Below are 21,557 nucleotides of genomic sequence, written 5' to 3'. Positions count from 1 at the left end.
TATCCGTTGCGAGGGACGCGATGAGTGCACACGTTCACACCTGGGAGTTGCGCGCTCGATTCGCCGCCGCACTCTCGGACATCTACGGCGCCGAGGTGCCGGCCTACACGACGCTCGTCGAGGTGAGCGCCGCGGTGAACCGCGACTGCGCCGCCGCCGGCGGGCTGGGCTCGCTCGACCGCGTGACCGCCGAGCGACACGGCGCGATCCGGGTGGGCAGTGCCCGCGAACTCGCCGATGTGGCAGACCTGTTCGCGGCGTTCGGCATGTATCCGGTGGGCTATTACGACCTGCGGGAGGCGGCCGCACCGGTTCCGGTCGTGTCGACGGCGTTCCGGCCCGTCGACGCGCACGATCTGGAGCGCAACCCGTTTCGGGTCTTCACCTCGATGCTCACCACCGCCGACGCGCGGTTCTTCTCCCCCGATCTGCGCGCCAGGGTCAACCGCTTCATCGACGGCAGGACGCTGTTCGACCCGGCGCTGATCGCCGACGCCCGCCGGATCACCGCGAACGGCGGCGCGTCGCCCGCCGAGGCCGACGCGTTCATCGCGACGGCGACCGCGGCGTTCGCGCTGTCGCGTGAGCCCATCGACCGGGCCTGGTACGAGGAGCTGACCGCCGTGTCGGCGGTCGCCGCCGACATCGCGGGCGTGCGCTCCACCCACATCAACCACCTCACCCCGCGGGTGCTCGACATCGATGAGCTGTATCGCCGCATGTCCGATCGCGGCATCACGATGACCGACGCGATCCAGGGCCCGCCACCGTGGGACGGCCCCGACGTGCTTCTGCGGCAGACGTCGTTCCGGGCGCTGTCGGAGCCGCGCCGGTTCCGCGACGTCGACGGCGGGGTCACCGACGGATCGCTGCGGGTGCGGTTCGGCGAAGTGGAGGCGCGCGGCGTTGCCCTCACACCCGCGGGCCGCGACCGGTACGACGCGGCCATGGCCCAGCCGGATCCGGCGGCGACGTGGGGCGAGTACTTCCCCGCCACCCATACCGAGATGGCGACGCGTGGACTGGCCTACTACCGCGGCGGCGACCCAGCCGAACCCGTTGTGTACGAGGACTTCCTACCCGCCTCGGCCGCCGGCATCTTCCGCTCGAACCTCGACCAGGATGCGGCGGCAGCCGACGTGGACGACGAGTCGGACTACAGCCTCGACTGGATGGCGGGCGCCATCGGCCACCACATTCACGATCCTTACGACCTCTACGAGAAAGCAGCACGATAATGACGACGATGCAGACCACTCTCCCGACAGCCGACGACATCCGCGACCGAGTTCGCGTCGCGCTGCAGGCCATCGGCGCCGACGTCCCGCTCGGTGAGCCCGGCCAGCCCGGCCTGCAGGCGAGCACCCCGATCACCGGCGACGTCCTGTTCACCGTCGCCGAGAACACCGCCGAGGAGGCCGACGCGGCCATCGCGGCCGCCGCCGAGGCATTCACCGCGTGGCGCACCACCCCGGCCCCGGTGCGCGGCGCGCTGGTCGCCCGGCTGGGCGAGCTGTTGATCGAGCACAAGGCCGATCTCGCGACGCTCGTCACGGTCGAGGCGGGCAAGATCACCTCCGAGGCCCTCGGCGAGGTGCAGGAGATGATCGACATCTGCCAGTTCGCCGTCGGGTTGTCGCGTCAGCTGTACGGCAAGACCATCGCCTCCGAGCGGCCGGGCCACCGGCTGATGGAGACCTGGCACCCGCTCGGCGTGGTCGGCGTCATCACCGCCTTCAACTTCCCCGTCGCCGTGTGGGCGTGGAACACGGCGGTGGCCCTGGTGTGCGGCGACACCGTCGTGTGGAAGCCCTCCGAGTTGACCCCGCTCACCGCCGTCGCGTGCCAGGCCCTGATCGAGCGCGCCGCACACGACGTCGGGGCGCCCGGCACCGTCAGCCGCCTCATCCAGGGTGGCCGCGAGATCGGCGAGACGCTGGTCGACGACCCGCGTGTCGCGCTGGTCAGCGCCACCGGTTCGGTGCGGATGGGCCGGCAGGTCGGCCCCCGCGTCGCCGCCCGTTTCGGCAAGGCGCTGCTGGAGCTCGGCGGCAACAACGCCGCGATCGTGACGCCGTCGGCCGATCTCGACCTCGCGGTGCGCGGCATCGTGTTCTCCGCCGCAGGCACCGCGGGCCAGCGCTGCACGACGCTGCGCCGCGTCATCGCTCACCGCTCTGTGGTCGACACCGTCGTCGAGCGGGTGGTCACGGCCTATCGCAGCCTGCCGGTGGGCGATCCGTCGGCTGAGGGCACGCTGGTCGGCCCCCTGATCCACGAGCGCTCCTATCGCGACATGGTCGGCGCGCTGGAGCAGGCGGAGGCCGACGGGGGCGAGGTCATCGGCGGCGAGCACTGTGCCATCGGGGGCGAACTGGGCGCTGGTGCCTACTACGTGCGGCCCGCCGTCGTCCGGATGCCCGCCCAGACCGCGGTGGTGCACGACGAGACGTTCGCGCCGATCGTCTACGTGCTCACCTACGACGATCTCGACGAGGCCATCGCGCTCAACAACGCGGTGCCACAGGGCCTTTCGTCGGCGATCTTCACCACCGACGTGCGCGAAGCCGAGCGTTTCATGGCCGCCGACGGCTCCGACTGCGGCATCGCGAACGTCAACATCGGCACGTCGGGCGCGGAGATCGGCGGCGCGTTCGGCGGCGAGAAGCAGACCGGCGGCGGCCGCGAATCCGGGTCCGATTCGTGGAAGGCCTACATGCGGCGCGCCACCAACACCGTCAACTACTCCTCGGAGCTGCCACTCGCCCAGGGCGTCCAGTTCGGCTGAGGCGATGCTACTAAGATCGCCCGCGTGAGCGAGCAGGTTGAACAGAGGGAATTCCAGGCGGAGGCCCGCCAGCTCTTGCAGCTGATGGTGCACTCCATCTACTCCGACAAGGACTCGTTCCTGCGGGAGCTGGTCTCGAACGCCTCCGACGCGCTGGACAAGCTGCGGCTCGAGGCGTTCCGGAACAAGGACCTCGACGTCGACACCTCCGATCTGCACATCGACATCGACACCGACGCGACCGCGCGCACGCTGACCATCCGCGACAACGGCATCGGCATGACCCGCGACGAGGTGGTCGAGCTGATCGGCACCCTCGCCAAGTCCGGAACCGCGGAGTTGCGGCAGAAGCTGCGGGAGGCGAATCAGGCCGGCGACACCGAGGAGCTGATCGGTCAGTTCGGCATCGGCTTCTACTCGACGTTCATGGTGGCCGACAGGGTCGATCTGGTGACCCGCAAGGCCGGCGAAAGCACTGCCACGCGGTGGGAGTCCAGCGGCGACGGCACCTACACCATCGCCGAGCTGGACGACGCTCCTCAGGGCACCTCGGTCACGCTGCACCTGAAGCCCGAGGACGCCGACGACGAACTGCACGACTACACCGCACCGTGGAAGATCAGGCAACTGGTCAAGAAGTACTCGGACTTCATCTCCTGGCCCATTCGGATGGAGGTGGAGAAGACCGTCCCCGCGGAAGAGGACGGCGGCGAACCCACCGTCACGGTGGAGACCGAGACGATCAACTCGCGGACCGCGCTGTGGGCGCGGCCCAAGAGCGAGGTCTCCGACGAGGAGTACGCGCAGTTCTACAAGCACGTCGCACACGCCTGGGACGAGCCGCTCGAGGTCATCGCGATGAAGGCCGAGGGCACGTTCGAGCACCAGGCGCTGCTGTTCATCCCGTCGCAGGCCCCCTTCGACCTGTTCAATCGCGACGGCCACGCCGGGGTGCAGCTGTACGTGAAGCGCGTCTTCATCATGGGCGACTGCGATGAGCTGATGCCGGAGTACCTGCGGTTCGTCAAGGGTGTCGTCGACGCACAGGACATGTCGCTCAACGTCTCTCGCGAAATCCTGCAGCAGGACCGGCAGATCAAGGTGATCCGTCGCAGCCTCACCAAGAAGGTGCTGTCGGCGATCAAGGACCTGCAGTCCGATCGCCCGGACGACTACACGACCTTCTGGACGCAGTTCGGCCGGGTTTTCAAGGAGGGCCTGCTGTCCGACGCCGACAATCGCGACACCGTCTTGCGGCTGTCGTCGTTCGCGACGACGTTCAGCGACGACGCACCGACCACCCTCGCGGACTACATCGGGCGGATGAAGGACGATCAGGAGCAGATCTACTACGCGACCGGTGAATCCCGCCAACTGCTCGAGCGCTCACCGCATCTCGAGGCGTTCAAGGCCAAGGGCTACGAGGTCCTGCTGCTGACCGATCCCGTCGACGAGGTGTGGGTCGAGTCGGTTCCCGAGTTCGAGGGCAAGGCGCTGCAGTCGGTCGCCAAGGGCGAGGTGGATCTCGGCGCCTCCGACGACGACCAGTCCGAGCAGGGCGATTTCGCCGATCTCCTCACCTGGCTGCAGGAGACGCTCGACGAGCACGTCAAGGAGGTCCGGCTGTCGACGCGGCTGACGTCGTCGCCGGCCTGCCTCATCACCGACACGTTCGGCATCACCCCGCAACTGGCGCGGATGTACCGCGCGTCGGGGCAGGAGGTGCCTGTCGGGAAGCGGATCCTGGAACTCAACCCCGACCATCCCCTGGTCACCGGGTTGCGTGACGCGTTGGCGTCGTCGAAGGACGGGCTGGCCGACACCGCCGAATTGCTCTACGGTGCAGCGCTTCTGGCCGAGGGTGGCGCGCTCGACGATCCGGCGCGGTTCGCGTCGCTACTCGCCGACCGGTTGGCGAAGACCGTCTAGCTCTCCCAGCACCGCGTCGGTGTCCGCGCCCAGTTCGGGCGCGTAGCCGGCGACGCGGCCCGGCGTGCGCGAGAACCAGGTCGGCACACCGGGAAAGCGGACCCTGCCGTGCGGTGTGTCGAGTGTCTCGAACAGCCCGGACGCGTTCAGTTGCGGTGAGTCGAACAGGGAGTCCAGCGTGTTGATCGGCGTCGCGGGGATCTCCAGTTCGGCGAACAGGGTCAGCCACTCGTCGGTGGTGCGTTCCCGCATCGTCTGCGCCACCAGGCCGTAGACCGTGTCGATCTGCTTGGCGCGCATCTCCAGCGTATTAAAGGAATCGCTGTGCTCCGTTATCCATGCGGGCTGTACCGCTTCGATGAAGGCCTTCCAGTGCTTGTCGTTGTAGATCAGCGCGGCGACGTAACCGTCCTTGGTCTCATACGGACGCCTGTTGGGTGCGACCGTCCGCGGGTACACGGCCGGGCCCAGCGGGGGGTCGAACATGGCGCCGTTGGCATGTTCGACCAGCATGAAGGACGCCATGGTCTCGAACATGCTGACCTCGACCTCCTGGCCCTCGCCGGTGCGCTCGCGGTGGAACAGCGCCATCATCGTGGCGTACAGCGCGGTGAGCCCGGTTACCTTGTCCGCCATGATCGTTGCGACGTAGGTGGCGTCGCCGGTCAGTTGCTTCTGTACCGCGGGCAGCCCACATTCCGCCTGAATGGTGTCGTCGTAGGCGGGCCGGTCGGCATCCGGGCCGCGCCTGCTGTACCCGTAGCAGTTCGTGTAGATGATTCGCGGGTTGATGGCCGCCACCGATTCGTAGTCGAAACCGAGGCGTGCGATCGCCTTCGCCCGCATCGAGTGGATGAACACGTCGGCCGTCTCCACCAGTGCGCGTAATGCCGACACCCCCTCCGGGGATCTGAGATCGAGGACGATGCTGCGCTTTCCGCGGTTGACGTTGACGAACACCCCGTTCATCCCCGGCGCGGGCCCCTGGGCGACGTATCGGGTGATGTCGCCCTCCGGCGGTTCCACCTTGATGACGTCGGCGCCCATGTCGGCCATGATCTGCGTGCAGTACGGCCCCATCACCACGGCGGTGACGTCGATGACGCGGATGCCCTGCAACGGGCCGTGGCTCTCAGTCATGTGCCGCTCCGAACGAGTAGCGGATGTGGTCGGTGTGCCCGTCCGGCACCGGCGGGAACACCAGTGGCGCAGTGTCGTCGCGGATCGCCTCGATGACCTCCGCGACGTCCTCGACGGTCCACTCGGCCTTGTACACGCCGGGGGTTTCGGCGATGAACGCCCGCGCGACCCGGCCGGCGATGGCGACGTACAACTCCCCTGTCACCGAACAGGATTCGTGCGCCAGCCAGCCCACCGTCGGGGCGACCAGCGCCGGATCCATCGGCGGATACGCCGAGGTATCCAGGCCCTCGGCCATCCGCGTCAGCGCACCGGGAACGATCGCGTTGCAGATCACGCCTTCGGCAGCGCCCTCGAGGGCGACGACGTTCGTCAGCCCGATGATCCCGGCCTTGGCGGCCGCGTAGTTGGCGACGCCCTGATTGCCGTACAGCCCGCCGATCGACGACGTCAGCACCACTCGGCCGTAACCCGCGGCGCACATCCGCGGGAACGCCGGGCGCACCACGTGGAAGGCGCCGCGCAGATGCACATCGAGCACGGCGTCGAAGTCGTCGTAGGACATCTCCTTGAGCGAGCCGCGGCGCACGTTGCCCGCGTTGTGGATCAGCACGTCGACGCGGCCGTAGTGGTCGAGTGCCGACGCGATGATCGACTCACCGCCGGCGGCGGTGGCCACCGAGTCGGTCGACGCGACCGCTTCGCCTCCCGCGGCGCGGATCTCGTCGACCACCCGGTGCGCGGGGCCCTCGTCGGTCCCGTCGCCGTCCAGCCCGCCGCCGACGTCGTTCACCACGACCCTGGCACCCCGTGCTGCGAGCAGCAGCGCGTATTCGCGGCCCAGGCCGCGGCCGCCGCCGGTGACGACGGCGACGCGTTCGTCGAATCGGAGTTCACTCATGTCAGGCGAACGGTTCCTCGCCGGCCAGCTTCGTGCGCTGCAGCAGTCGGCCGGACGTCGGGTCGTACGGTGTCGCGCGGTGCATGGTCCCGGTGTTGTCCCAGATCACCAGATCCCCGACGGACCACGTGTGGCGGTAGACGAACTGCGGTTGGGTGGCCCATTCCCGCAGCCGGACAAGCAGTTCGATGCTCTTGGCACGGTCCAACCCGACGACGTGGCCCGCGGTGCATCCGAGCACTAGCGACTTGCGGCCCGAGCGGTGCTTCCACACCAGGGGCAGTTCCCGTTCGCCGATCGCCGCCATCTGCTGCAGGGTCGCCAGCGCCGGTTCGGGGTCGTAGTAGAGCAGCGTCGTCCACGTCGAGTGCACGGCCTTGAGGCCCTCGAGTTCGGCCTTGTCGTCGTCGGGCAGGTCGTCGTAGGCGGCGTAGGTGTTGCAGAACTCGGTGTCCCCCTCGCCCGCGTTGCCCAGTGCCTTGCTCGACAGCAGCGACGCCAGGATCGGCACCTCGTTCATCGTGCCGTCGAGATGCCAGTACAGCGATCCCTTCAGGTAGTCCGCCTGCTTGTTCACGGTTCTGTCGAGCGTCACGTTGAAGAGCTTCTCGCCCTTGCGTTCGGTGGCCAGCGTGCCGAGAGTCTCGGTGAACGCCACCTGCTCGTCGTCGCTGAAGCCGATCTTCGGGAACACCAGCACACCGCGCGATTCCAGTAGTTCGCGGATGGTCTCGGCGTGGTCGCCGGACAGCAACACGTCCTTGCCCGCGCGGATCACGGTGCCGATGCGAGGGCTGATCTCGGTGGCGTCCAAGCCGATGGTCGACGTCACGAGTTCAGTTCCAATCCGTCGAGGTCGCCCGCGCTGCGCCACGCCTCCAACAGGTCGTCGAATGCGTAGAAGCCCGGTGCGTAGAAGTCGCCGAGGAACGAGCCGTTGCCCTCCGCGCCGCCCCGGCCCTCGTTATTGTAATACCCTGGAGTACAGGACAATTCGAAGGCAGAGTTGTCGATGGACAGTTCCCGGACGGTGGCGATCCAGTTGTCCTGGCCGTTCTGGCTGGGCTCGACCGTGGTGGCACCGCGGCGCTGCGCCTCGGCGATGAGGTAGGCGATGTGCTTGGCCTGCTGCTCGAACATCGCGGTGGTGTTCGCCGACACACCGCCCTGGATGAAGCCCATGTGGAACTGGTTGGGGAAGCCGCGGCTGGTGATGCCGTGCAACGTCTTGTAGTTGTCCTGCCAGTGGTCGAAGAGCGACAACCCGTCGCGGCCGATGATCGAGTCGATCGCGTACCTGCGGCTGATCTCGGTCGAGATCTCGAAGCCGCTGGCGAAGACGACGCAGTCGACTTCGTACTCGACACCATCGGCGACGATGCCCTTCTCGGTGAGCCGTTCCACGCCCTTGGTGGCCGACACGTCGACGAGGGTCACGTTGGGGCGGTTGAACGAGGCCAGGTAGTGCTCGCTGGACGTCGGTCGCTTGCACATGAATCGGTAGTACGGCTTGAGCGCCTCGGCGGTGTCGGGGTCCTCGACGATCTCGGCGACGCGGCGACGCAGCCGCTCCATGATCCTGTAGTCCTCCTCCTCCCGGAACGCCATGATCTGCTCGATGGTCACCGACGCGGGGTCGTCGAGGCCGCCGATCCGGGCGGTGAGGTTGCGGCCGAGTTCGGTCCAGAAGTCGCACACCAGATCCGGCTCGCCGAAGACCACGCCGACGAACGGCGACCAGTTGTGGAAGTTGCGCTTGCGCTCCTCCTGCCAGCCCGGCTGCAGCGAGGCGGCCCAGTCCCGGTCGGTGTTCGGGTTGGTGCGCTGGTCCACTGACGACGGTGTGCGCTGAAACACCAGCAGCTGCTTGGCGTCCCGGCTGAGGTGCGGGACCAGCTGAATCCCGGTGGCACCGGTACCGACGAGTGCGACCCGCTTGTCGGCGAGCTTGTCGAGACCGCCGTCGGCATCACCCCCGGTGTACTCGTAGTCCCATCGCGCGGAGTGGAAGACGTGGCCCGCGAAGTCCTTTATGCCGGGGATGCCGGGCAGCTTCGGGCGGTTGTAGGAGCCCTGCGCCATGACCACGAAGCGGGCCCGGATGTCGTCACCGCGGTCGGTGCTGATCTGCCAGCGCTGCGCTCCGTCGTCCCAGCGCAGTTCGCGGACCTGAGTCGAGAACAGCGCGCCGTCGTAGAGCCCGAAGTGCTTCCCGATGTTGCGGCAGTGCTGGAAGATCTCGGCACCGTCGGCGAACTTCTTCGACGGCATGAAGTCGAGCTCTTCGAGAAGCGGGATGTAGCAGTACGCGTCGTTGTCGCACTGGATTCCGGGGAACCGGTTCCAGTACCAGACACCGCCGAAGTCGCCGGCCATCTCGATGATGCGGATGCCGTCCACGCCGGCTTTCTTCAGGTACGCGCCGGCGAGCAGGCCTGCGAAGCCGCCGCCGAGCACGACGACGTCGGCGTCCTCGACGATCGGGTCGCGCGCCGTGACCGTAGTGTAGGGGTCGACCTCGTAGAACTCGGCGAGGTCGCCCTCGAGTTCCAGGTACTGCGAGGCGCCTTCGGGCCGCAGCCGCTTGGCCCGCTCGGCGGCGTACTTCTCCCGGAGCGCGGGGATGTCGACGTCGGTCGGGACGTCGGTTGGACCGCAGGGCGTCGTCATTGATTACCTTTCCTGCGATTTGTGCACGCTGGGGAGCGGTCAGCGCTCCTCAGTGTGCACGAATCACTACAGTTCGCGGGGTTCGCCGGTTCCCATGTACTTCGACAGCTGGGTGTGCAGGTTGACGGTGCTGCGTTCGCGGTACGGGTTGGGCAGCGTGCCGGGGAAGCCCGCCGACTTCATGCCCTGCTGCACCGCCGCCATGTTGGAGAAATCCTGGGGCAGCACCGACCGCCAGTTGGGCGAGTCCTTCGGGGTGTACTCCCACTCCGTCTCGGGCTCTTCGTCTTTCGGGTACAGCTCGAACACCGCGACCTCGAAGATGCACTTGTTCGGGTCGTAGCTCGGGTCCGGCCGGGCGGAGTAGCAGAGCGCGCTCGTCAACCCCTGTCCGATCTGGAAATTGGGGAACAGCTGCCACGCGGTTCCGCTCTGACCCAGGATGTCCGGCGGGATCGTCGGCCATTCCACGCCTCGCGCCGCGTCGTCGCGGCGCGCCGAGGCCAACCAGTGCTGCAGCACCTGATCGGCGGGGGTGCCCTCGGGCAGTTCGTCGACGAGGCGTTTCGCGGCGTTCACCAACGTGTTGGTGGTCGTCGCGTTCGTCTCCTCCATCGTGTATATCTGCATCTCCGCAGTCGAGATGCGCGGATCGCCGGTGCCCAACCGGATCTTGGACTTGGTCTCGTCCATGCCCTTCGGGGCGTCGTAGCCGATGTTGCTGTGCCTGCCCTGCGCCTTGGCCCAGCCCTTGAACTCGCCGAACCTGTTGAACTCCGGGTGAGTGGTGAACACGTGGTAGGTCTCGTTGAAGGCCTCCATCGCGACTTTCCAGTTGCAGTCCAAGTTCAGCCACTTGCGCCACTTGTAACGCATGTTCTCAAGCCCGAACGGATCGAGGATCTTCGAGGCCGGGAACAGGTAGTCGGCCAGCGATTCGCACTCGGGGTCCATGTTGACGAACAGCCAGCCGCCCCACGTGTCCACCTGGACGGGCGCCAGGTGCGTGTTGCGCGGGGTGAGCTTGCCCTGCCAGTCGTCCTGCTCGCGGATGTGGGTGCACGCGCCGTCCAGACCGTATGTCCAGCCGTGGAATCCGCACACGAACGACTTCCGCGCCCGGCCGACCGCCTGCTTCGCGCCCTCCGGGGTGTCGACGAGCTTGCGACCGCGGTGCATGCAGACGTTGTGGTGGGCGGCGAAATCTCCGGCCTCCGAACCCGATCCCGTCCGCACCACGATGATCGAGTCGTCGAGGATGTCGTAGGTCAGGTAGCTGCCGACCTCGGGGATCTCCTCGACCCGTCCGACCTGCAGCCACACCTTGCGCCACAGTCGATCCCGCTCGTTGCGCGCGTACTCCGGTGAGGTGTACGCCTCGACCGGGATGGTCATCGGCTCCGACAGGTCCTCGGCGATCGCCCCCGTGGAGTCGTCGGGCGGAGCGTCGACGTCGATCGCGGCGTCGAGGTCGGATCCGGTGTGCGTCATTGGAGGCTCCTAATGGATTCGCGAAACGTGTCGTCCTTGAGGAACAGCGATGTGTTGTCGCCGCCGACGTGGCTCCACCTCAGGTTGATGCCGCCGTCCACCAGCAGCGTCTGGCCCGTCACGTAGGCGGCCAGATCCGACAGCAGGAACAGGATGGCACCCGCCTGCTCCTCGGGTTGACCGCGGCGTCCCATCGCGATAGCCGTCCGATCCCGGTCCGGGTCGGGGTCCACGTAGTCGCGCGACGCCGCCGTATCGGTGACACCGGGCGCCACCGCGTTGACGCGAATTCCACTGGTGGCCAACTCAACCGCCATGGTGCGGGTCATCGCCACCACCCCCGCCTTGGCGGTGCCGTAGGCGATGTGGAACGGGGCGGTGTTCATCCCGCTGATCGACGACACCGACACGATCGACCCCGGCGAGCCCCGGTCGACCAGTTCGGCGGCGACGGCCTGGCTCATGAAGAACGCCGTCTCGAGGTTGGCGGTGAACAGCGCGCGCCAGTCGTCGCGGCTGACCCTGGTGGACGCCATCCACGTGGCGGGGGCCGCGCCGCCCGCGATGTTGACCAGCCCGTACAACCGGGCCCCCGATGTCTCGACGGTGCTGCGCACCCGGTCCATCACGGTGGCGATACCCGCGTCGGTCGACGCGTCAGCCGCCACCGTGATGACCGAGAGACCCTGCTCGGCAAGGGGTCCCACGTGCTCGTCCAGGTTCTCCCGACGACGGCTGACCGCGATGACGGTGGCGCCGGCGCGGGCGGCCATCGCGGTGACCGTGGTGCCGATGCCGCCGCCACCGGCGCCGGAGACGACGACGATGCGACCCGAGAGGTCGAGCGTCGGGGCGAGCGAAGCGACGGACGGTGTTCCTGCCTGCATCTAGTCCGTCCCGTAGCCCAGAATGGACTTCGTCTCGAGGTACTCGTGGAAGCCGATGTCGCTCCACTCGCGGCCGTTACCGCTCTGCTTGTAACCGCCGAAGGCGGACCCGAAGTCGAAGGCGTGGTTGATCGCCACCCACCCCGCGCGGATCCGGCTCGCCACCGCGCGCGCGGTGTCGATGTCCTTGCCCGACACGTAACCCGCCAGTCCGTAGTCGGTGTCGTTCGCGATCTCGACCGCGTCGTCCAGGTCGTCGTAGCCGAGCACGGTGAGCACGGGGCCGAAGATCTCCTCGCGCGCGATCGTCATGTCGTTGGTGACGTCGGCGAACACCGTCGGCTTGACGTAGTACCCGGTCTCCAGCCCGTCGGGCCTGCCGGTGCCACCCGCGACCACCGTGGCGCCCTCGTCGATGCCCTTCTGGATGAGCGCCTGGATCTTCTCGTACTGCGTGCCCGACACCACCGGCCCGACCGTCGCTCCGCTGTTCGGGTCGCCGATCTTCACTCCGGCGGCGGCCGCGGCGGCGATCTCCTTGGCCTCCTCCATACGCTCGGCCGGCACCAGCATGCGCGACGGTGCACTGCACGTCTGGCCGGAGTTGCCGAACATCGTCACGACGCCGGTCGACACGCTCTGGGCGAACGCGTCGTCGTCGAGCACGATGTTCGGGCTCTTGCCGCCGAGTTCCTGGGCGACGCGCTTGACGGTCGGTGCGGCGTTGCGCGCCACCTCGATGCCCGCCCGCGTCGACCCGGTGAACGACACCATGTCGATATCCGGATGGCTGGCCAGCGCCACGCCGACGCCGGGTCCGTCGCCCTGGATCAGGTTGAAGACGCCGGCGGGAACCCCTGCGGTGTGCAGGATCTCGGCGAACAGCTGCGCCGAGAACGGCGCCACCTCCGAGGGCTTGAGCACCGATGTGCAGCCGGTGGCCAGCGCCGGGAACACCTTGACCGCGATCTGGTTCAACGGCCAGTTCCACGGAGTGATGAGGCCGCACACGCCGATCGGCTCCTTGACGATCGTGGTGTTGCCTCGGTGCTCGACGAACGGGAACGACTTCAGCGACTCGATCGCCGTGGTGAGATGACCGAACAGCAAGCCCGTCTGCGGTCCGGACGCCAGCCCCGCGGGCGCACCCATCTCCTCGGTCACGGTTTCGGCCAGTTCACCTGCCCGCTTCTGCGCCTCGGCCAGGATCGCGTTGAGCAGTTCGAGCCGCTCCTCGACGGTGGTCACCGAGTACGTGGCGAAGGCGCGCCGCGCGGCCTTCACCGCGATGTCGACGTCGGCGGCGGACCCGATCGAGATGTGGCCTGCGACCTGCTCGGTGGCGGGATTCTCGATGTCCGCGGTTCGCGGCTCGACCGGATCGACCCACTGGCCGTCGATGTAGAACTTCAGGTACTCACGCATGGACACTCCTCAATACTCGGACGATTCAGACCCGCTCCAGCACCAACTATTGCGTGCCCTCGGCGTACCAGGTCCGGAATTCGTCATAGCTCGGCATCTCCTCCGAGTTGACCTTCGGATCGATGGGCACGTGGATGACGCCGACCTTGCCGCTGGCGTACGCGCGTGCGATAGCCGGGCCGATCTCCGAAGCGTCCTCGACGTACTCGCCGTAGCAGCCGAAGCCCTCGGCGATCTTGTCGAAGCGCACGTCCTTGCCCCAGTGCACGCCGGTTTCCAGCGAACCCTGTCCGAACGTGCGCTTGTACACGCCGACCTCGAGTCCCCACTGGTTGTCGACGCCGACGACGCACACCAGCGGAAGGCCCAGTCGCTGAGCGGTTTCCAGCTCCGCGATCTGGAACATGAACGACGAGTCGCTGGTCAGCAGCATCACGGGGCGCTTGCGTCCCTCGGCCACCGACGCGCCCACGGCGTAGGGAAGGCCGGTGCCGATGTGGCCGAAGTTCTGGTTCCAGACCACGTCGTGCGGCTTGGCCTGCGAGTAGGTCCACTGGAAGATCACCGTGGCGCCGCCGTCGCGAACCATGATGCCGTCGGACGGGAACGCCTTGGTGGCCTCGACGACGAACGTGGCGGTGTGCACCGGGGTGCCCGACGGCGCGTCCTCGGCGAGCTTCGCGATGCGCGCGGCGTCGTCGGAGATCCAGCCCGCCAGTTCGGCGCTGGCCTGCCGCGGCGAATCCTTGAGGGCGTCGACGAGTTGCGGTACGACGGCGCGCAGGTCGCCGACGAGTGGCACGTCGATGCGGCGGTTGACGCCGATGGCCGTCGGGTCCAGCTCGATGCTGATCCACTTGCGGTTGGCCTCGTTGTCCAGCCAGTGCCTGCCCTTGCCGTAGTGGACGGGCTCGCCGAGTTCGGTGCCGATCGACAACACCAGATCGGACTTCACCACGGCGTCGACGGCTGACGGCGAGAAGCCGTAGGGGAACGTGCGGTCCTCGAGGCCCTTGATGAACGACGTGCCGCCCGACGTCTGAATCACCGGGCAGTTCATCAGCTTCGCCAGGGCCTCAACGGATTCCCCTGCGCGGTTGGTGTGCACGGCGTGCCCGACGAGCAGGATCGGCTGCTGTGCCTTGCGGATCAGCTCGACGGCCTTCTCCACCATCTGCGCGCTGGCGCCCTGCTGCACCAGCCGGTACGCGTCCGGCGGCAGCGGGGCGGGAACGTCGAGTTCGGACTGGATGACGTGCGCCGGGTACTCGACGTAGCAGGGTCCCGGCGTGCCGGTCTGCGCGATGCGCAGAGCGTGCCGGATGATCTCGTCGGTCTGGTCGGCGTACTCGATGCTCGCGGAGTACTTGACCGACGCCTCGATCATCGGCGCCTGCTTAACGAACTGGATGCGGCCGCGGCGGACGCGCTGCTCGGTGATGCGCGCGCGCTGGCCGCCGAGGAAGATCACCGGCGAGTTCTCCACCTTGGCGCACTGGATCGCGCCCGCGAGGTTGGCGAGTCCCGGTCCGAGGGTGCCGATGGCGAGGCCCGGCCTGCCGGTCATCCGCGACACGGCCTCGGCCATCATGCCCGCGGCCTCTTCGTGGTGCGGTGCGACGACGCTCCAGCCGCGCTCCTCGGCGGCGTGGAACATGTGCACGAAGTTCGGGTCGGGAATTCCGAACAGCGTGTTGATGCCCTCGGCCTCGAACAACTGCAGGATTCGCTCGTACACCTTTACGGCCACTGTCGGTTCTCTCCCATGTCTCTAACCAATTGTCCGGACAAGACAACGGCGTGCATTACATTGAGAACATAGTTCTCCTACGATCAGCCGCACGTCAAGGCCGCCCCCTGAAACCGTCGGGGTTATTGTCTGGACTAATACGAGTTGCTATCGTCCGACCGGTGGCTCCCATGTCCTCCCCCGAAACCCGCAGCCGCTACCCCGGCAACCCGCAGGCCGAGGTCGCCGACGGCTGGCGGCTCGACCGACTGACCGCGCCCAGCCGACTGTTCGGAGCGAACGGTCTGCGGACCGGCCCGGACGGCCGCATCTACATCGCCCAGGTCACCGGCAGCCAGATCAGCGCGCTCGACGTCGATACCGGGGTCATCGAGACCATCAGCGCCAAGGGCGGCGACATCATCGCTCCCGACGACATCGCGTTCGACTCCCGCGGCAACATGGTCGCGACCGAGGTGATGGAGGGCCGGGTCAGCCTCCGCGACCCGGCCGGCCGCTCCAGGGTGCTGCGCGACGACATCCCGTCGGCCAACGGCATCACGTTCCATCAGGACCGACTGTTCATCAACGAGTGCCGCGACGGCGGTCGCCTCATGGAGTTCGACCTCGACGGCGGACCACCGCGCGTGCTGCTCGAGAACATGCCGTCGCCCAACGCGATGGAGGTGGGCCCCGACGGGATGCTCTACTTCCCCGTGATGACCGCCAACGAGATCTGGCGGATCGATCCCGACGCCGCGGAACCCGCGGTCGACGTCGTCGCCACCGGCCTCGGCGTGCCCGACTCGGTGAAGTTCGACGCCGAGGGACTCATCGTCTCGACCCAGGTGGCCAGCGGCCAGGTCCTTCAGATCGACCCGCGCACCGGTGAACAGCGGGTGATGGCACAGCTCACCCCCGGCCTCGACAACTGCACGTTCGTGGGCGGACGGCTGTTCGTCTCCAACTTCACCGGCGAGATCACCGAGATCGTCGGCGCGGGCCGCACGCGCACGACGCTGCCCGGCGCCCTGAACTGGCCGCTGGATCTCGCCGTGGGCGACGACGGCAGGCTGTACGTCGCCGACGGCACCTACCTCTACACGATCGCCGCCGACGGCTCACTCGAGACCGTCGCGATGCTGTTCTCCCCCGGCTACCCCGGCTTCCTGCGCGGGCTGGTGCCGTCCGGCACACCCGGTGAGTTCGTCGTCACCACGTCCGGCGGTCAGGTCGGCCGGTACCGCCCCGAATCCGGCGAAACCGACTATCTGGCAGACGGTTTCGATCAGCTGTACGGGGTGGCGGTGGGGCCGCGGGGCATCATCGCTGTGGAGCAGGGCACGGGCCGGGTCCTGGGCATCGGCCCCGGCGACGTCGAGGTGCTCGCCACCGGACTCGACACCCCCGTCGGCGTGACCGTCACCCCCGACGGCACCGTGCTCGTCTCGGAAGCCGGCCGGGTGGTGCGGCTCACCGGCTCGGGCACGGAGAGCGTCGTCGACGGACTGATCAGGCCTCAGGGGCTGCTCGCGACCGCTGAGGCGCTGTACATCGTCGACGCGGGCGCACAGGCGGTCCTCGCGGTGGATCCCGTGACGAACACCCGCACCACGCTGGCGTCCGGCCTGCCCATCGGGCCGCCGCCGGGCGTGGACCCCAAGCCGCTCAAGGGCATGCCGCCGTTCTCCGGACCGCAGGGGCCGTTCGCCGGGATCGCCGCGGGGCCGGACGGCACGCTCTACGTGTCCTGCGACGGCGATGGCAGCGTGCAGGCCCTGCGCAGGGTGGGCACGTGACTTCCCAGCGAGAAGCGAAGCGGGATCGCGCATGACCGTCGAGCGGGAGGCTCCCGCCGACCACCGCTATCTGCAGGTGGCGCGCACCCTGCGCAAGGAGATCGTGGAGGGCGTTTACCCGGTGGGCAGCCAACTGCCCACCGAGCACGATCTCTGCGAGCGTTTCGGGGTCAGCCGGTACACCGTGCGCGAGGCGCTGCGCCGGCTGCGCGACGACAACCTGGTCTCGTCGCGGCCGCGGGCGGGCACGCTGGTGGTCGCCCGCACCGCGTCGAATTCGTATGCGCAGGAAGTGATGTCGATCAACGACCTGCTGGCGTTCGCAGCGGGCGCGGAGTTCGCGATCGAGTCCAACACCATGGTGACTCTCGACGAGGACCTCGCCGCGCACACCGGCCTGCCCGCGGGTTCGGAGTGGCTCGTCGTGCGCGGCACCCGCACGGCGGAGGGTTCACCGGAACCCATCTGCCGGACCGAGTACTACGTCAACCGCACGTTCGCCGCGGTCGGCAGGCTCCTGCAGCGTCACAACGGGCCGATCTTCCCCCTGATCGAGGACCTGTTCGGTGTCAGCGTCGTCGAGGTGCACCAGGAGATCGCGGCGGTCGTCGCGTCACCGGGGTTGGCCGCCGACCTCAAGGTCGACGCGGGTACCGCCGCCCTGGAGATGCGTCGCACCTACACGACGTCCGACGGGGAGATCGCACAGGTCACGATCAACACCCACCCGGCGGCGCGGTTTCGCTACTCCATGACCATGCGCCGCGTGAAGGCATAGGCTGCGAGCGTGGATGCGATGACACCGACGACGGAGTCCGGACCGGCTGTCGGCCGGAAAATCGTTGAGGGACGGTCAATCCGGTGGGATGACGACCACGCTGCGGCCGCCTACCACGCCGGCCTGTGGGTCGACACGACGCTCGCCGACGCGTTGCGCGAGGCCGCCCGCGTCGCCCCCGACCGCGTGCTGGTGGTCGACGGCGACGTCGCGCTGACGTGCCGTGAACTGCACGCCCGCGCCACCGCCCTGGCCGCCGCCATGACGTCGCGGATGCCGACGGGCAGCGTCGTGTCGTTCATGCTGCCCAACTGGCACGAGGCCGCCGTCGTCTACCTCGGGGCGACGCTGGCGGGCATGGTGGTCAACCCGATCCTGCCGTCGCTGCGCGACCACGAACTGGGGTTCATCCTCGACGACTGCGACAGCCGGATGGTGTTCATCCCGAACGAGTTCCGCGGGCACGACTACGCCGCGATGCTCGGCAGGGTCACCGCGAACCTCGACACGCCGCCGGAGGTCGTGGTCGTGCGCGGGGAGGCGGGCGGGCACACCGGCTACCACGAACTGTTCGGCACGGCATCGGTACCCGGACCCGACCTGAACCCGGACGCGGTCCGCATGATCATGTACACGTCCGGCACCACCGGGCGCCCGAAGGGTGTTCTGCACAGCCACAATTCGCTGCACGCGCTGATCCGGCAGCTGGGCCAGCACTGGCGCATCGATCCCGGCGACACGTTTCTGGTGGCGTCGCCGATCGCGCACATCGGCGGATCCATCTACACCTTCGAGATCCCACTGCTGCTGGGGGCCCGCGCGGTGTTGATGGAGTCGTGGAACGCGGACGACGCCGTGACGCTGATGGGCGAGCACCGCTGCACCCACATGGCGGGCGCGACCCCGTTCCTGCAGCACCTCCTGGCGGCCGCCGAGCGCGCGGCCACCCGGCTACCCGATCTCAAGGTCTTCATCTGCGGCGGCGCGTCGGTGCCGCCGTCGCTGATCCGCACCGCCAACGACTACTTCGAGCGCGCCGTGGTCTCGCGCGTCTACGGTTCCACCGAGGTCCCCGTGACAACCGTTGGCGCACTTGACGATCCCGAGGCCGCGGCGGACACCGACGGCCGCCCCGGCATCGCCGACGTGTGGCTGGTGGCGCGTGATCCCGGCGGAATGGGCGGCCAGATCGGCGAGGTGTGCGCGCGCGGCGCACAGATGCTGGTCGGGTACCTGCACCCCGAGGACGAGGCCGACAGCTTCGATCGCGACGGGTACTTCCGGTCGGGTGATCTGGCGCGCTGGCAGGCCGGCGCACTGGTGGTGACGGGGCGCGCGAAGGACGTCATCATCCGCAACGGCGAGAACATCTCCCCCAAGGAGATCGAGGACGCGCTCGTCGGCCATCCCGGTATCGCGGAGGTGGCCGTCGTGGGTGTGCCCGACGCGCGCACCGGCGAACGGGCCTGCGCGGTGATCGTGCCCGCGGGTGACGCGGCGCCGGACGTCGCGATGCTGCGCGACTACCTTCAGGCACTCGGCATGGCCGTGTTCAAAGTGCCCGAACGGGTTGAACTGTGGGACGCGCTGCCCAAGAACGACGCGGGCAAGGTGCTGAAGCACCGCATCCGCGCGACACTGACTGACCAGGGCGAGCGAAGCGACGGGGAAGACAGAGGATAGGCAGATGCAGGTAGCGATCGTCACCGGAGCGAGCAGCGGGATCGGCTTCGGCACCGCGTTGAAGCTGGCGGAGGCGGGCATGTCGGTGCTCGGCACCGGACGCGACGAGGCACGCCTGGCCGATCTGGCCGCGCAGCATCCCGCAATCGCAACGCTCGCCGTCGACCTCACCGCCGACGACGGTCCCGCGCGGATCGTGGCCGCCGCTCTCGAGCGCTGGGGCCGGATCGACTTCCTGGTCAACAACGCGGGCATCGGCAGCCCGAAACCGTTGCACGAGACCGACGACGAGACCCTCGACCACTTCCTCGGCATCATGCTGCGGGCGCCGTTCCGGCTCGCGCGGGACGTCATCCCGCACATGCGGTCCGGGTCGGGCATCGTGAACATCACGTCGACGTTCGCCGTCGTCGGCGGTCTGCGCGGCGGCGCGTACTCGGCGGCCAAGGGCGGGCTGACCGCGCTGACGACCCACATCGCCGCGCAGTACGGGCCGCAGGGCATCCGCTGCAACGCGGTGGCGCCGGGGGTCACCGTCACGCCGATGGTCGAGAAGCGTCTCGACGACGACCGGTTCCGCAAGATCAACACCGAGATGACGCCGTATCCGCGACTGGGCCGCGTCGAGGACATCGCGAGCACGATCGCGTTCCTGTGCTCGGACGGCGGCAGTTTCATCAACGGGCAGACCATCGTCGTCGACGGGGGGTGGACCTCCACCAAGTACCTGTCCGATTTCGCGTTGAACTCGGAGTGGGTGCCGCGGTGAACCTCTTCGCGCTGCTGGACCAGGCCGCGAGCAGGCACGCCGACCGCGGCGCGGTGTTCGTCGGCACCCGGCAGTTGCACACGTGGGCGCAGGTGCGGGACCGCGCGCTGGCACTGGCCGCGACCCTGCGGGCCGCACACGAGCCGGGCACCCGCATCGCCGTCGCGAGCGAGAACCGCCCCGAGATCGTCGAGCTGATGTTCGCGACGTGGGCGGCCGAATGCGTCATCGTCCCGATCAATTACAAGCTGCACGCTCTCGAGATGAAGCAGATCCTCGACGACTCAGGTGCGGCAACGGTTTTCGCGTCACCCAAGATCGCGGCGGGGCTCACGGACGTTGCGGTGGAGGTACTGGACTCCGCGGAGTACACGGCACGGCTGGCAGCGGAGCCGTCGGCGCCGCCACGCGACACCGACCCCGACGCCCTCGCGTGGCTGTTCTACACAAGCGGCACCACCGGCAGGTCGAAGGGCGCGATGCTGTCGCACCGCAACCTGATGGCGATGACAGTGTCGCACCTGGCCGACTTCGACGATCCCGACGCCGACTGCAGCCTGGTGCACGGCGCCCCGATGTCACACGGCTCCGGCCTGTACATCGCACCGTACGTGTTACGCGGGGCGCGACAGGTGATTCCGGAGTCGGCGGCGTTCGAGCCCGATGAGTTCCTGGACCTGTGCGAGCAGCATCCGGGCTGCAGCAGCTTCCTGGCGCCGACGATGGTGCAGCGGCTGGTCGCGACCGGACGGCCGAGGCCGGCCAACCTGCGCACCGTGGTCTACGGCGGCGGCCCGATGTACGTCGACTCGCTCAAGAAGGCGATGGCCGCGTTCGGCCCGATCTTCGTGCAGTTGTACGGCCAGGGTGAGGCGCCGATGACGATCACCGGTCTGCGCCGTGCCGACCACCTGAATGCCGACGATGCGACGCTGGGCTCGGTCGGTTACGCACGGTCGGGGGTCGACGTCGCAGTGGTCGACGCCGACGGTGCTCCGGCCGCGGTCGACGAGATCGGCGAGATCGTCTGCCGCGGCGACGTGGTCATGTCGGGGTACTGGCGGAACCCGGACGCCACTGCGGCCACCCTGCGGAAGGGCTGGCTGCGGACCGGCGACATGGGCTCGTTCGACGCGCGTGGGTACCTGACGTTGCGCGACCGGTCCAAGGACGTGGTGATCAGCGGAGGCAGCAACATCTACCCGCGTGAGGTCGAGGAGGTGCTGATCACGCACCCGGAGGTGACCGAGGCGTGCGTCGTGGGGGCGCACGACGAGGAGTGGGGTGAAGTGGTCGTGGCGTTCATCGTGGGTACCGCGGACGCCGCGGAACTCGACGCGCATCTGCTGGAGCGGATCGCCCGGTTCAAGCGACCCAAGCGCTACCACCACGTCGACGAGCTGCCGAAGAACAGCTACGGCAAGGTGCTCAAACGGGCACTGCGGGAGCAGCTGGCCAGGTAGCCACCCCGCTCCATCCGCGAGCGTGCGTGTCTGCACGCCAACACGCGCGAGTTTCCGTCAGTCCACGCACGTTCGCCACCCGATCGGCTCACTCGCTTGGCCCGA

At 68.2% G+C, this 21,557-nt stretch carries 16 protein-coding genes; 8 read left to right on the top strand and 8 right to left on the bottom strand.

Annotated elements, in window-relative coordinates; translation table 11 throughout:
• Positions 1-20: 20 nt before the first annotated feature.
• The 3 genes from hglS to htpG are packed head-to-tail and all read left to right on the top strand — an operon-like array spanning position 21 to position 4,717.
• Positions 21-1,238 carry a 2-oxoadipate dioxygenase/decarboxylase gene (hglS, locus tag NM203_RS16390; RefSeq protein WP_255061071.1) on the top strand — a complete coding sequence of 406 codons (1,218 nt, stop codon included), beginning with the start codon at positions 21-23 and terminating at the stop codon, positions 1,236-1,238.
• Positions 1,238-2,788 carry an L-piperidine-6-carboxylate dehydrogenase gene (gene amaB, locus NM203_RS16385; RefSeq protein WP_255061070.1) on the top strand — a complete coding sequence of 517 codons (1,551 nt, stop codon included), beginning with the start codon at positions 1,238-1,240 and terminating at the stop codon, positions 2,786-2,788. Before hglS ends, amaB begins: the two co-directional genes overlap by 1 nt.
• 24 nt (positions 2,789-2,812) lie before the next feature.
• Positions 2,813-4,717: a molecular chaperone HtpG gene (gene htpG, locus NM203_RS16380; protein ID WP_255061069.1), complete on the top strand. Its 1,905-nt coding sequence runs from the start codon at positions 2,813-2,815 to the stop codon at positions 4,715-4,717.
• Here htpG and NM203_RS16375 read toward each other — a convergent pair.
• The 8 genes from NM203_RS16375 to NM203_RS16340 form a co-directional block, all read right to left on the bottom strand.
• Positions 4,685-5,857 carry a CaiB/BaiF CoA transferase family protein gene (locus NM203_RS16375; RefSeq protein ID WP_255061068.1) on the bottom strand — a complete coding sequence of 391 codons (1,173 nt, stop codon included), beginning with the start codon at positions 5,855-5,857 and terminating at the stop codon, positions 4,685-4,687. The genes htpG and NM203_RS16375 overlap by 33 nt on opposite strands.
• Positions 5,850-6,758: an SDR family NAD(P)-dependent oxidoreductase gene (locus tag NM203_RS16370; RefSeq protein ID WP_255061067.1), complete on the bottom strand. Its 909-nt coding sequence runs from the start codon at positions 6,756-6,758 to the stop codon at positions 5,850-5,852. The genes NM203_RS16375 and NM203_RS16370 overlap by 8 nt, the downstream gene beginning before the upstream one ends.
• Before the next feature lies 1 nt (position 6,759).
• Positions 6,760-7,590: a TauD/TfdA dioxygenase family protein gene (locus NM203_RS16365; protein ID WP_255061066.1), complete on the bottom strand. Its 831-nt coding sequence runs from the start codon at positions 7,588-7,590 to the stop codon at positions 6,760-6,762.
• Positions 7,587-9,428, bottom strand: a complete 1,842-nt coding sequence (locus tag NM203_RS16360) for a flavin-containing monooxygenase (RefSeq protein WP_255061065.1) — start codon at positions 9,426-9,428, stop codon at positions 7,587-7,589. Before NM203_RS16360 ends, NM203_RS16365 begins: the two co-directional genes overlap by 4 nt.
• 66 nt (positions 9,429-9,494) lie before the next feature.
• Entirely contained in the window at positions 9,495-10,919 is a 1,425-nt protein-coding gene (locus tag NM203_RS16355) for an aromatic ring-hydroxylating oxygenase subunit alpha (protein ID WP_255061064.1), read from the bottom strand.
• Complete coding sequence (locus NM203_RS16350; protein ID WP_255061063.1) at positions 10,916-11,806, bottom strand: SDR family NAD(P)-dependent oxidoreductase; 891 nt, start codon at positions 11,804-11,806, stop codon at positions 10,916-10,918. The genes NM203_RS16355 and NM203_RS16350 overlap by 4 nt, the downstream gene beginning before the upstream one ends.
• A complete protein-coding gene (locus NM203_RS16345; RefSeq protein WP_255061062.1) occupies positions 11,807-13,231 on the bottom strand; it encodes an aldehyde dehydrogenase family protein in 1,425 nt (474 codons plus the stop codon). It lies immediately after the preceding gene.
• Positions 13,232-13,277: 46 nt separating this feature from the next.
• A complete protein-coding gene (locus tag NM203_RS16340) occupies positions 13,278-14,981 on the bottom strand; it encodes a thiamine pyrophosphate-binding protein (RefSeq protein WP_255061060.1) in 1,704 nt (567 codons plus the stop codon).
• A 170-nt stretch (positions 14,982-15,151) separates the two neighbouring features.
• Here NM203_RS16340 and NM203_RS16335 point away from each other — a divergent pair, with 170 nt between their 5' ends.
• Genes NM203_RS16335 through NM203_RS16315 form a run of 5 tightly spaced genes read left to right on the top strand, consistent with a single transcriptional unit; the run spans position 15,152 to position 21,452 of the window.
• Positions 15,152-16,759, top strand: a complete 1,608-nt coding sequence (locus tag NM203_RS16335) for an SMP-30/gluconolactonase/LRE family protein (RefSeq protein WP_255061242.1) — start codon at positions 15,152-15,154, stop codon at positions 16,757-16,759.
• Positions 16,760-16,790: 31 nt separating this feature from the next.
• Complete coding sequence (locus NM203_RS16330) at positions 16,791-17,537, top strand: GntR family transcriptional regulator (protein ID WP_255061058.1); 747 nt, start codon at positions 16,791-16,793, stop codon at positions 17,535-17,537.
• An 18-nt stretch (positions 17,538-17,555) separates the two neighbouring features.
• Positions 17,556-19,220: an AMP-binding protein gene (locus tag NM203_RS16325; RefSeq protein ID WP_255061241.1), complete on the top strand. Its 1,665-nt coding sequence runs from the start codon at positions 17,556-17,558 to the stop codon at positions 19,218-19,220.
• A gap of 4 nt (positions 19,221-19,224) precedes the next feature.
• The gene (locus NM203_RS16320) at positions 19,225-19,989 is read left to right on the top strand and encodes an SDR family NAD(P)-dependent oxidoreductase (RefSeq protein WP_255061057.1); all 765 of its coding nucleotides are present in this window, start codon (positions 19,225-19,227) and stop codon (positions 19,987-19,989) included.
• The gene (locus NM203_RS16315; RefSeq protein ID WP_255061056.1) at positions 19,986-21,452 is read left to right on the top strand and encodes an AMP-binding protein; all 1,467 of its coding nucleotides are present in this window, start codon (positions 19,986-19,988) and stop codon (positions 21,450-21,452) included. The genes NM203_RS16320 and NM203_RS16315 overlap by 4 nt, the downstream gene beginning before the upstream one ends.
• Positions 21,453-21,557: the final 105 nt, after the last annotated feature.

The organism is Mycolicibacterium arenosum (assembly GCF_024320865.1).
Classification (GTDB): Bacteria; Actinomycetota; Actinomycetes; order Mycobacteriales; family Mycobacteriaceae; genus Mycobacterium; species Mycobacterium arenosum.
This window is presented reverse-complemented; position numbering and strand designations above follow the sequence as displayed.